Here is an 11,263-nt window from a genome sequence, read left to right on the forward strand (position 1 = left end):
AAGGGAGCGGGTGGAGGGGTGAGGGGAATGAGGGGATAAATTCAAAGTTCAAGGTTCAAAATTTTGAATTCTCAATTTTGAACTTTGAACTCCCCCTCCTCACTATCCTCATTGTCTCAACTAGGCCGTTTGCAGCGAGGGTGACTCCTGGCCTAGCGCGTAGTCGGGGATGCAGTTTTCGGCCATGAACTGGTGGTAAGCGCGGATGTTGCGATCGCAGTCTGCTTCACTCCAGCCGCAGTGTTCGCGCAGCACTTCGGCCACTACAGGTAGCGCGTCAAAGCCGTAGTTGTGGTGCATGGCTACGGTGGTGCGACGGCGCAAAATATCCACAAAGGTATGGGCCATTTCGGCCTGCACGGCAAACACAATCTGGGCCCGAATATCGAGGGCGTAGTCTACAATCGGCTCGCCTAGGGCGGGGTGCTCGTCGACTAGGGCCAGCAGATTGGCGGTGCGAGCGCCGTAGATGCCAATCAGGTGGTCGAGCACGGCGGTGGGAATGCGATGGCGGTAGCGATCGTGCCATTGGCCTACCCTAGCGTCGTCGAGCAAAATGGCTCCGGGCAGCGATCGCCTGTGGGTGGGGCAGGGGGGCACCGCCTCGCCTCGCTTGCGGAAGGCCGCATCTACAAACTCTTCGCCCACCTGGCGATGGGTGGTGAGCTTGCCGCCAATCAGCGAAATCAGGTTTTCGGCCCCCTCCTGGCTGTGGTCGTGGAGAATATGGGCGCGGCTAATGCTGCCCGCCTTTTTACCCTCGGCGTAGGGCAGGGGCCGCACCCCGGCATAGGTAAAGCGCACGTCTTCGCGGGTGAGGTGGGCGGCGGGCAGCACAGCATTAGTCTCTTTGAGCAGGTAGTCAATTTCGGCATCGTCGGCCTTGACCCGATCGAGGGAGCCGCTGTAGCGCTCGTCGGTGGTGCCAATCAGGTACTGCCCCAGCCAGGGAATGATAAAAAAGGGCCGCCCGTCAGACTTGGCTTCCACGTACAGGGCCGTCTTCGGTGCGCCGGGGAAGGTATCTACAATGATGTGGCTGCCCTTAGTGCCGCCAATTTTTTGCCCCTGGCTCACGGGCGACTGGCTCAGGCCGCAGACCTCGTCTACCCAGGGGCCAGAGGTGTTGATCACAACCGTTTTGTTGTGGGTGGCCACCTCAAAGGTTTCGTTGCTCAGCAAATCGCGGCAGGTCAACCCGGTAATTCGTCGGTTTGCCAGCTGAATGTCTTCTACCTGAGCGTAGTTTAAGACCGTGGCCCCGGCCTGCTGGGCGTCGAGAATATTCTCAAAGCAGAGGCGCTCTGCGTGCTCAGCCTGGCCGTCGTAGTACTGGGCAGACCCGGCTAGTTCGTCGGCATCGATGGCGCGAAACAGCTGTCGGGTGCTCTGGCGCGGCAGCATACGGTGGTTGGGCAGCGTCTTGTCGTAGCTCAGCACGTCGTAGAGCACCATGCCCACCTGAATGATGCGGTAGCTGCGCGAGCCGCTGCGGTAAATCGGAATCGTCATTTGCAGGGGTTTAATCAGGTGCGGGGCGTTGCGCAGCAGCACCTCCCGCTCGTGCAGCGACTCCCGCACCAGATGGAACTCGAAATATTCTAGGTAGCGCAACCCGCCGTGAATCAGGCGACTCGACCAGCTGGTCGTGCCCCCGCCAAAGTCGCCCTTGTCGACCAGCAGGGTACGCAACCCGCGCAGGGCAGCATCCCGTGCTGTGGCTGCACCATTGATGCCGCCGCCGATCACGATCAGGTCGAAGGGTTGGGTGGTCAGGGTGGTGAGGTTGCGCATGGCTTTGGAGGTGTCAGGGTTGGCGGGGAGCAGGTATCGGGCGATCGCGTGAATGGTGGTAGGCATCGTAGGGTGGGCTATGCCCACCTGCCCATTGCGTAATCGGGCAAATGTTGTTGAGTTTTGGGGGATGGGGGGCGATCGCAGCTACCGATCCCACACAGCTACTGATCCCAGAGTTCTGCGATAGGCCGAGCTATAGACAACAAACCCGGGAAAGAACCCTAGGATCTGGCCCTAGCCTAGCCTATTGGTTTTGGGCAGAGGGGATGATGGGCAGTGCCTACCCTACAAGAACTTGTAGTGACGATCATTCTTCAAACCCCCTTCACAAGGGGACAGAGAGGATCATTACGAGAAATCTTCTAGCCGAGTGGCTTGCTCAAAAGAGCTTTAAATCCCCCTTTGGAAGGGGCGGGTGTGGGTCAGAATTGGCCATAACCCACACCTGCGGGTAGTGCATTGCAGGGGGCATGCACCTGACGATTACGCGATCGCCAGTTCCTTCTCAGGCTCAGGCTCAGGTTCGGTCATATCGACCGCATTCGCTTCGCGGAACATGTGATTGGCCCACTGCTGCACGTCATAACAGGTAATTGCCCTGTGCATGTTCGCCATCCGCCGCTTTTGCTCCTCAAGGGGCATGTCGAGGGCGACATCGATGCACTCGTCCATATTCTGGTCAGAATAGGGGTTGGTGAGCACGGCATCGGGCAGTTCCACCGCCGAGCCAGTGAATTCTGACAGCACCAGCACGCCATTTTCGCCGCCGTGGGCCGCAATGTATTCTTTAGCGACCAGGTTAAGCCCGTCGCGCAGGGGCGGAATCCAGGCGATGTCGGCGGTTTTGTACAGCGCCATCAGGTCGTCAAAGGGGATGGGCTCGGTAAAGAGCTGAATGGCGTTCCAGGTGAGGGTGGAGTATTTGCCGTTGATCTGGCCGACCAGCTGCTCGATTTCGCTCTGGGCGGTTTTGTAGACCCGCATGCCGGCGGCAGCTTTAACGGCGGTCATAATCAGATTCACTTTGCCGCGCAGCTCGGGACGGCGCTCCAGCAGCCGCTCGAAGCAGAGCAGCATTTCTTTCGCGCCCTTCACGTAGTCGACTCGGCCCGCCGAGACAATGATTTTGTTGTCGCCCAGGTCATTGCGAATTTCGGCCACGCGCTGCTGCACCGAGGGCTTGTTGACCATCTCGTGGATGTAGCCGGGGTTGGTGCCTACGGGGAAGGCGTCCACGTTCACTACGCGGCCTTTGTACTCCAGCTTGGCGGTCATCTCTGGTTCGGCCAGGGCGGTGCCGAAGGGGGTAAAGGCCTCGGGCACAGGCTTGCGCTCAAGAATGTTCACGTCGCGCAGGCTGCGAGCGGCGGAGACAAAGTTCTCAACGTAGCGGGGAATATGGAAACCGCACAGATCGCAGCACAGCAGGCTGTCGATGATCGCCTCGCGCCAGTGCAGAATGTTGAACACATCGGCGGCGGGGAAGGGGGTGTGGTGGAAGAAGGCGATCTTCACMTTGGGCATTTTTTGCCRAATGTAGAAGRGCGTTAGCCACAGGTTGTAGTCGTGAATCCAGATCAGGGCGTCGTCGGCAGCTTCTTCGCAGGCGGCTTCGGCGAACAGCTTGTTGATGTACTGAAAGTTTTCCCAGTCGGAGCTTTCGTAGGTGAAGTGCTCGGGGAAGGAGTGGAGGATGGGCCAGATCGACTCTTTGGCAGTGATGTAGTAAAAATCCTTGACCCGCTCGGCGGTGAGGGGGATGCGGCGGATGACGGCGCGATCGCTCCAGCCTTCCATTGTCACTCGGTCATCAAAGCTCTCTTGCTTGTCTTCGGCCACCTGCTTCCAGGCGACCCAGGTACTGCTATCGGCGTTGGCAAAAAAGCTTTTTAGGGTCGGCACAATGCCGTTGGGACTTTTTTTCTCGCGGTAGACGGTTTTGCCGTTTTCAACGACTTCGTCATAGGGTTCGCGGTGGTAAAGAATTACCAAAGAAGATTTCATCGTTTGTTGCTCCTGGCTTGTTTGCTTGTGGCAATGCGCGCGGGACGGCTGCTGTGTAAACTCCAACAGAGATCGTTACATTACGTAGCAATCGTATGTATACAGAGCTACGCTGGCATCTACCTAGGGGTACATCCCTATGTCTATGGGTAGAGACCATGACTGGATTCTATGATCTTTGTGAGTATTGCCCAAACCCCCGGCGCTATCTAAGGGCGTAGAAGCCATAATTTGGGTCCGCTGCTCAAACTCCGTCCAATTCTCTACAGGCCCCATCCCCTGGCGCTTTAGGGCGTTGATAAACTTGCCCGGTGAGGGCAGCAGACGCAGCACAATAAGAGTTTTTTAGCTCACTCAGCAGATACCCACAGTTCAAGGCGGCTTGGTAGGCTAGATCTGCTGCTGCTTCTAGCGTTTCGCCCCATGCCAGTTCTTTCTGCCCAACCGTCCGATCAAGTCACGACATCAGAGCCGTCGTCTAGCCAAACCGTGGTGCTCAACATCAGCGGCATGAAGTGTGCCGGGTGCGTACGGGCGGTCGAAAATCGGCTGAACCAGGTGGACGGGGTGCGATCGGCCACGGTCAACCTGGTAACTGAGGTAGCGGTAGTCGAAACCGAGGCCGGGGCCGTGACGGCGGAGCACCTGGCGGAGCAGGTATTCCAGGCGGGCTTTGGGGCGACGCCAAGAACCAGCGATGGCGACGGTGACGACCTCACCGCCTGGGTAGAAGCGAAGCGAGCCGAGCAAAAGCAGCAGGGGCAGCGGTTAGGAATTGCGATCGCCCTACTTATCCTCTCCACCATTGGCCACCTGAACCACTTTGGCTGGCTGACCATCCCCGTGCTCAGCGACCTGTGGTTTCACGCCCTGCTGGCCACGGTGACACTGGCGTTTCCGGCCCGAGAAATTCTGGTCGATGGCTGGGCCGGGCTGCGGCGACTGGCCCCAAATATGAACACCCTGGTGGCCCTGGGCAGCGTTAGCGCCTACCTGGCCAGCGTAGTGGCGCTGGTGTTCCCCGGCCTGGGCTGGGAGTGCTTTTTTGAAGAGCCGGTGATGCTGCTGGCCTTTATTTTGCTGGGCCGCACCCTAGAACGGCGAGCCAGATATCGGGCGGCCGATGCGCTGCGATCGCTGGTCGAACTCCAGCCCGCCGTAGCCCGACTGATCTCCAACCCCGCCACCGCTGGCACCGCCCAAACCGGGGTTGAGGTGCCCGCCCGCTGTGTGCAGGTGGGCGAGTGGGTGCAGGTGCTACCCGGCGAAAAAATCTCCGCCGACGGCACGGTGGTCTCAGGCCAGAGCACCGTGGATGAGTCGATGCTGACCGGCGAATCGATGCCCGTGCTGAAGCAGCCCGGCGATGGCGTGACGGCGGGCACGGTGAACCAGAGCGGCGCGATCGCCCTGCAAGTCACGGGCACCGGCCAAAACACCGTGCTGGCTCAAATGATTCGCCTGGTAGAAACCGCCCAGAGCCGCAAGGCCCCCATTCAGCGGCTGGCGGATGTGATCTCGGGCTACTTCACCTATGGGGTGATGTCTTTGGCCACCCTCACGTTTCTGTTTTGGTACTTCATCGGTCTGCACCACTGGCCCCAGGTGATGCACTCGGCCCTGGGTATGGCCCACATGGGTCACACCATGACCTACACCTCGTCCACCCTGCTGGTGAGCTTGAAACTGGCGATCGCGGTCATGGTGGTCGCTTGCCCCTGCGCCCTGGGACTGGCCACCCCCACCGCCATTCTGGTCGGCTCTGGTCTGGGGGCCGAGCGAGGTCTGCTGCTGCGCGGCGGCGATAGCCTGGAGACTATTGCTCACCTCGACACGGTGGTGTTCGACAAGACGGGCACCCTCACCCTGGGGCAGCCCGCCGTCACCGCAATCCACGCCGTTGACGATGCTCTAAGCGAGGCTGACATTTTGCAACTGGCCGCTACTGTGGAGAGCGGCACCCAGCACCCCCTGGCCAAGGCAATCCATCAGGCGGCCACCGAGCGAGAACTCGACCTGCTGCAAGCTGATGAGTTTGATACCCAGCCCGGCCTCGGCGTCACCGCCCAAATCACTTGGCAAGACACCGTACAACCCTGCGCCCTGGGCAACCAACAGTGGATGACCCAGCGAGAAATGGTGCTCGATGCTGACGTGCAGGACCGGGCGAAGGCATTGGCTGAGGCGGGGCAAACGGTGGTGTATGTGGCGTTAGGAGATTCTGTGGTGGGGTTAGTTGCGATCGCAGACCAACTGCGCCCCGATGCCGTAGCCGTGGTCAAAGATTTACAGGACCAGGGGCTCCAGGTGCGGGTGCTGACGGGGGATAGAAAGGAGGTGGCGGGTGCGATCGCCGCCCAACTCAACCTCAACCTCAGCCAGGTCACCGCCGAAGTTTCCCCCCAGGGCAAAGTAGACGCGATCCGCCAGCTTCAGGCCGAGGGGCACACCGTAGCGCTAATGGGCGACGGCATTAATGATGCCCCGGCCTTGGCCCAGGCCGATGTCGGCATCAGCCTCCACTCCGGCACCGACATCGCCATGGAAACCGCCGACGTAATTCTCATGGGCGACCACCTCTCCGCCCTACTCGAAACCCTCACCCTCAGCCGCGCCACCTTTAACAAAATTCGCCAAAACCTGGCCTGGGCCTTTGCCTACAACCTGGTGGCGGTCCCCCTTGCAGCAGGGGTGCTGCTACCCACCGTCGGAGTTAGCCTCAGCCCCGCCGCCGCAGGCGGCATGATGGCCTTTAGTTCCGTGGCAGTGGTGGTGAACTCGCTGCTATTGCGACAAGGGCGTACCTAAACTAGCTCTTAATTGATAACAGAATTACCCTTAGTCAGATTAGTTTTGGCATGAAACGGTCATCCTCACCAGTTCCAACTTTCGACTCAATGCTTCTGCCTACAATTCAAGCCCTACAGGTCTTAGGTGGTTCTGGCACAATCGAGGAAATTTATGAAAAAGTAGTTGAGTTGCTTGGCATCTCGGATAAAGTTCTTGAAATTACTCACGGAAACACGTCTCAGAGTGAAGTTGAATATCGCCTTGCGTGGAGCCGGACTTATTTAGGGAAGCATGGCCTTTTACCCAATCGATTTAATAGATGGCGAGCAGTTGGTCCAAGAATTGAAAGAGTTAGGGCTTGGGGTAAAAATAACAATGATAGAGTCAGTTGACATCGATATTGACTGGTTTAAGAAGATCTAGCTAGAGGGAGGTCACCATGGTTACAGCGCTTAGTAAGCCATCGTCTTTAATTCATGAAATTCAGCTTGAAAAGGTTGACAATTGGAACCTGTTCAAATTTAGTGAATCTCTTCAATTGCGAATGGAGAGCCTTTTAGAAAAGAAAAAGGCTGATCAACTCACAACTGATGAAATTGCTGAACTAGATGCAATTGGAGAGCTAGATCGCATTTTTACGCATATGAATGCCATGCTGGCAGCCCAAGATGTCAATTCGTGATGCAGCTAAGCAAGTCATTCGAGAGCGGGCTGGCTATCTGTGCGAGTATTGCCATTCTCCAGAACGGTTGAGTGCCAATCGGTTCACCGTCGAGCATGTCATTCCACAATCGTTAGGCGGCTCCGATGACTTGGAGAATCTTGCTCTAGCCTGCCGCCGCTGCAACGAAAGGCGTTACAACTTTGTTGCGGGTATTGATCCTGAGACTCAAGAAGTTGCGCCTATTTTCAACCCTCGTCAGCAATTATGGAAAGAGCACTTTGTCTGGCTAGGTCAAGGCATTGTCATAGAAGGCACTACATCCATTGGTCGCGCAACTTGCCTTCGCCTTGATCTAAACGATACCCGTTATCCAGAGAACGATTCTATTCGAGAAACCAGACGGTTTTGGATCAAAACCGGAATACACCCACCAGCCGATGATCCATGTCAAGACGAAAATCCATAGTGGATTGCGAAGCCCCAGATCGTCGGCACTCTTAGCATTGAAGTCATGACCTATCGGTTACCTCTCACCGCAGTAGCTGGTCGATCATGCGGTTGGCCTGCGACTCGTAGCTGCCGCCAAACAGGGTGAAGTGGTTGAGGATGTGGTACAGGTTGTAGAGCGTTTTGCGGATCTTGTAACCTGCATCGAGCGGATAGGCCGCATTGTACGCCTCATAAAACGCGGCAGGAAAGCGGCCAAATAGCTCCGTCATGGCGATGTCTACCTCGCGATCGCCGTAATAAGTCGCCGGGTCCAAAATCACTGGCTCGCCATCCTTCGTCACCGCCGCATTGCCCGACCACAGATCGCCGTGTACCAGAGCCGGGGCTGGCTCATGGCCCGCCAGCAAGTCCGGTAGCGCCATCAGCAGCTCGTGCTGGCGCGGAAACCGTCCGCCTCGGCGACCCGCCAGGCGAAACTGGTGGCGCAGCCGGTGTTCGCGATAAAACTCTAGCCAGGTGGCCGTCCAGGGGTTGGGCTGAGGGGTGGCACCAATGGTGTTGCTTTGGTGCCAGCCAAAACCTTGCTCGCTGGTGACGCGGTGCATCGCCGCCAGCGCCTCGCCCATACGGCTCCAGGCGTCGCCGCCGCCGCTGCCTAGATCCAGCCACTCCATAGCGATGTAGGCCGAGCCATCCACCGTGCCCCAGCAGATCGGCTTGGGCACCCGAATGGTGTGGCTGTCATACATGTCCTTCAGGCCCAGGGCCTCGGCCTCAAACATCGCCACCTGCGACGCCTGGTTGAGCTTGATAAAAAACGACTGGCTGCCATCGCTGACCTGATAGGCCTGGTTGATGCAGCCGCCCCCCACCGATCGCCGATCGACAATGGTGAAGGCGGTGCCAGTTTTAGCCGCAATGTGCTGAGCGATCGCAGTCCACATGAGCGACCCGTCCTATGCTGCTGGCTGTAGGGCAACCACCCCGTAGGCCTGGCTGGAGAGATAGCTCTGGGCCGCCTGTAGTACCTCCTCTACGCCTAGCTTTTGAATGTAGGTCGGGTAGTTGAGCCCGTCGGCAATGTCGCCCGTCAGCGTGTGGTAGTAGCCGTAGAGGCCAGCGCGATCGCTGGGGGTTTCGTTGGCAAAAATAAATCGATTGGCCACCTGGGTCTGCACCCGGCGCAGCTCTGCGGTGCTTACAGGCTCTGCCATGATGGTGGCAATGTGCTGGGCGATCGCGGCCTCCACCACAGCCAAATTCTCAGGCGGCAGCTGGGCCGACACCATAAACACCCCCTGGTGAGCCAGGGTCATATTGCTGCAGCTAATGCCGGTCACCAGCTTGCGGTCTTCTCGCAGGTCACGCACCAGGCGCGAAGTCAACCCCCGACCCAAAATCGAGGCCACAATATCCAGGCCGTAGGTGTCGTCGAGCTGGGCTACCCCTGGCACCCGCCAGGCCATCACCAGCCGCGCCTGGGCCAGGGCTGCATCGTGGTGTACCGCTCGCCGCACCTCAGCAAAGGGAGACTCCAGATCGCCAGGCATGAGGGGCTTAAACCGCTCCATCAAATCGGCGGCGTCTAGCGCCGTACGTTGGGCCATTGCTCGCTCAAACCCCTCAGCTACAGTCGCAATCAGGGTTTCTACCGGCAGGTTGCCCACCGCCACCGCCGTCATGCTCTGGGGCTGGTACCAGGTGCCGTGAAACGTCCGCATCTGCGCAGGGGTCAAGTTTTCAACCACGGCGGTCGGCCCCAGCACGGGCCGCCGGTAGGGCAGACGGTCAAACACCAGCTCCATGGTGCGAGCGTAGGTGCGGCGGCGGGGGTTATCATCGGCGCGGCGAATTTCTTCTAAAATTACCGGGCGCTCGCGCTCAAAATCGTCGTCGCTGAGGCGCGGAGCCATCACCATCTGAATTTGCAGCGGGGCCAGCGCAACGAAGTCTTGGGGAGCTGTGGTGATGTAGTACTTGGTATAGTCCTGGCTGGTGGCGGCGTTGGTAAAGGCCCCGCGCTCTTCTACCCGGCGCTCAAACTCACCGCACTGTAGCTGCTGGGTGCCCTTAAAAATCATGTGCTCTAGAAAGTGGGCCATGCCGTTGATGGCGTCGCTTTCGACTGCCGAGCCCACCCGCAGCCAGAGGCTCAAGTTGACCACCTCTAGGGGCATTTGCTCAGCAATGACCGTCAGGCCGTTGGGCAGGCGACGAATGGTGGGCGACACCAGGCGAGAAGGCAGATCAGCGGTCGCTGAGAGCAAAGCCATAGCAAAAACTTGCAACCCGAAAAAACATTAAGCCCGAAAAGCGCGAACCTTTGAATATCTTAACGACTGAACCGTCTGCCTGGGACATTCGCCCACCAATGCCCTAAACCAGTTACCAACAACATTACCGGCAAAAACTTATCGAAGCGTATAGCGTATTAACCCAAGTTTACAGAAAGCCAGCCTCCGGGGGTACTTTTAGGCCTAGGGGTCAAAATGGCGGAACTCACTGTCCCATTCTGGCGAAAGTATTGTAAATTCCTGGTATGCGGCCTGTTCCGGGGAGATTCCATGGGCACCTGGATTAAAGAGACAGACATTGCGATTTATCTAATGCAGGGAGGCTACTGGATCTCCCGAATCACCAAGTACCCATCCAGCAACAATCCCAAAGAGCAGGTGGTGAACATTGGCAGCGTCAAGTCGTGGTTCTCGCGCAGCGACTATCCCCGCGCCATGACGGTGTCGATCGGCACAGGTGCTCCAGAACCTCAGCCCATGCCGCCACCGCCGCCACCACCGCCGCCACCCACCGGTACCATCAATGCCGCTGGTCTAGAGATTGTCAAAGGGTTTGAGGGGCTGGGTCTAGCCGCCTACCCCGACCCCGGTACCGGCGGTGAACCCTGGACCATTGGCTACGGCCATACTTCTGCAGCCGGGCCACCGCAGGTGTATAAGGGTCTTACTATTACTCGTGCCGAGGCCGAGGAAATTCTCAAGCGCGATCTGGCCAAATACGAGAAGGCCGTGGCCAGCGCGGTCACCCGTACCCCTACCAGCGACCAGTTTTCGGCCATGGTGTCGTTTACCTTCAACGTTGGCCCCGGCAATTTTCAAACCTCTACCCTGCTGAAGAAACACAACGCGGGCGACTTCGCCGGAGCTTCGGAGGAGTTTGGCCGCTGGGTCTACGCGGGGGGCAACGTGATGCCCGGTTTGCAGCGGCGACGCCGAGCCGAGCGCGCCCTCTACCGCAGCGAAAACTGGCAGCAGTTTATGTAGGCCCCGGCCTCAGCCTCAAGGGTTGTACCGAAATTTTGGCGCTGGCGCGATCGCACCAGCGCCTGTTTCGTTTGGGGGGGCACGGCACCACCCGCTCTATGGCTTAGCTGGGTCCGTTACCATAGAAAGCATTAAGAGCTGTGAATTGCTACCTCAGTGATCGGTACCAGGTGGGGAAAATAAGCTGAAAAGAACGGCTTGCCCGACTGGTAAGAACTGTTGCCACACAGGCTGTCTTGGGCCGTTGGCAGGCCAAGACAGCTAGCCACGGCGACACCCT

Annotated in this window: 9 protein-coding genes and 1 pseudogene; 5 read left to right on the top strand and 5 right to left on the bottom strand. The window is 58.4% G+C overall.

Annotation, left to right across the window (positions count from 1 at the left end; translation table 11 throughout):
- Nucleotides 1–120: 120 nt before the first annotated feature.
- Together IQ265_RS25380 and ggpS are read right to left on the bottom strand one after the other, a co-directional pair.
- Nucleotides 121–1,794, bottom strand: coding sequence for a glycerol-3-phosphate dehydrogenase/oxidase (locus IQ265_RS25380; protein WP_194058856.1), 1,674 nt, complete (start codon nt 1,792–1,794; stop codon nt 121–123).
- A 486-nt stretch (nt 1,795–2,280) separates the two neighbouring features.
- Nucleotides 2,281–3,801 (bottom strand): glucosylglycerol-phosphate synthase, encoded by a 1,521-nt coding sequence (gene ggpS / locus IQ265_RS25385; protein ID WP_194058789.1) that lies wholly within the window; start codon nt 3,799–3,801, stop codon nt 2,281–2,283.
- A gap of 423 nt (nt 3,802–4,224) precedes the next feature.
- Between ggpS and IQ265_RS25390 the strand changes: the two genes are divergently transcribed.
- The 4 genes and pseudogenes from IQ265_RS25390 (at nt 4,225) to IQ265_RS25405 (ending at nt 7,721) form a co-directional block, all read left to right on the top strand.
- Nucleotides 4,225–6,609, top strand: a complete 2,385-nt coding sequence (locus IQ265_RS25390) for a heavy metal translocating P-type ATPase (RefSeq protein ID WP_194058790.1) — start codon at nt 4,225–4,227, stop codon at nt 6,607–6,609.
- A gap of 50 nt (nt 6,610–6,659) precedes the next feature.
- Nucleotides 6,660–6,893: pseudogene (locus IQ265_RS25395) on the top strand (winged helix-turn-helix domain-containing protein); the annotation flags it as partial.
- Nucleotides 6,894–7,030: 137 nt separating this feature from the next.
- On the top strand, nt 7,031–7,273 hold the full coding sequence (locus IQ265_RS25400; RefSeq protein ID WP_194058794.1) for a hypothetical protein: 243 nt from the start codon (nt 7,031–7,033) through the stop codon (nt 7,271–7,273).
- Nucleotides 7,260–7,721, top strand: a complete 462-nt coding sequence (locus tag IQ265_RS25405) for an HNH endonuclease signature motif containing protein (protein WP_194058796.1) — start codon at nt 7,260–7,262, stop codon at nt 7,719–7,721. Before IQ265_RS25400 ends, IQ265_RS25405 begins: the two co-directional genes overlap by 14 nt.
- Nucleotides 7,722–7,785: 64 nt before the next feature.
- Here IQ265_RS25405 and IQ265_RS25410 read toward each other — a convergent pair whose 3' ends face one another.
- Together IQ265_RS25410 and IQ265_RS25415 are read right to left on the bottom strand one after the other, a co-directional pair.
- Nucleotides 7,786–8,649: a fructosamine kinase family protein gene (locus IQ265_RS25410; protein ID WP_194058798.1), complete on the bottom strand. Its 864-nt coding sequence runs from the start codon at nt 8,647–8,649 to the stop codon at nt 7,786–7,788.
- 12 nt (nt 8,650–8,661) lie between these two features.
- Nucleotides 8,662–9,978: a pitrilysin family protein gene (locus IQ265_RS25415; protein ID WP_194058800.1), complete on the bottom strand. Its 1,317-nt coding sequence runs from the start codon at nt 9,976–9,978 to the stop codon at nt 8,662–8,664.
- Nucleotides 9,979–10,269: 291 nt separating this feature from the next.
- On the opposite strand from IQ265_RS25415, the gene IQ265_RS25420 reads away from it, so the two are divergent.
- Nucleotides 10,270–10,983, top strand: a complete 714-nt coding sequence (locus tag IQ265_RS25420; RefSeq protein ID WP_194058802.1) for a lysozyme — start codon at nt 10,270–10,272, stop codon at nt 10,981–10,983.
- A 131-nt stretch (nt 10,984–11,114) separates the two neighbouring features.
- On the opposite strand, the gene IQ265_RS25425 is transcribed toward IQ265_RS25420, so the two are convergent.
- Nucleotides 11,115–11,252 (bottom strand): hypothetical protein, encoded by a 138-nt coding sequence (locus IQ265_RS25425; protein ID WP_194058804.1) that lies wholly within the window; start codon nt 11,250–11,252, stop codon nt 11,115–11,117.
- Nucleotides 11,253–11,263 lie beyond the last annotated feature (11 nt).

It is taken from the genome of Nodosilinea sp. LEGE 06152, assembly GCF_015207525.1.
Lineage (GTDB): Bacteria > Cyanobacteriota > Cyanobacteriia > Phormidesmidales > Phormidesmidaceae > Nodosilinea.

What these genes read in the sequence shown, in the direction of transcription:
- IQ265_RS25390 (WP_194058790.1), top strand. Translation starts at nt 4,225, where the DNA reads ATGCCAGTTCTTTCTGCCCAACCGTCCGATCAAGTCACGACATCAGAG.
- IQ265_RS25400 (WP_194058794.1), top strand. Translation starts at nt 7,031, where the DNA reads ATGGTTACAGCGCTTAGTAAGCCATCGTCTTTAATTCATGAAATTCAG.
- IQ265_RS25380 (WP_194058856.1), bottom strand. Translation starts at nt 1,794, where the DNA reads ATGCGCAACCTCACCACCCTGACCACCCAACCCTTCGACCTGATCGTG.
- IQ265_RS25415 (WP_194058800.1), bottom strand. Translation starts at nt 9,978, where the DNA reads ATGGCTTTGCTCTCAGCGACCGCTGATCTGCCTTCTCGCCTGGTGTCG.
- IQ265_RS25410 (WP_194058798.1), bottom strand. Translation starts at nt 8,649, where the DNA reads ATGTGGACTGCGATCGCTCAGCACATTGCGGCTAAAACTGGCACCGCC.
- IQ265_RS25420 (WP_194058802.1), top strand. Translation starts at nt 10,270, where the DNA reads ATGGGCACCTGGATTAAAGAGACAGACATTGCGATTTATCTAATGCAG.
- IQ265_RS25405 (WP_194058796.1), top strand. Translation starts at nt 7,260, where the DNA reads ATGTCAATTCGTGATGCAGCTAAGCAAGTCATTCGAGAGCGGGCTGGC.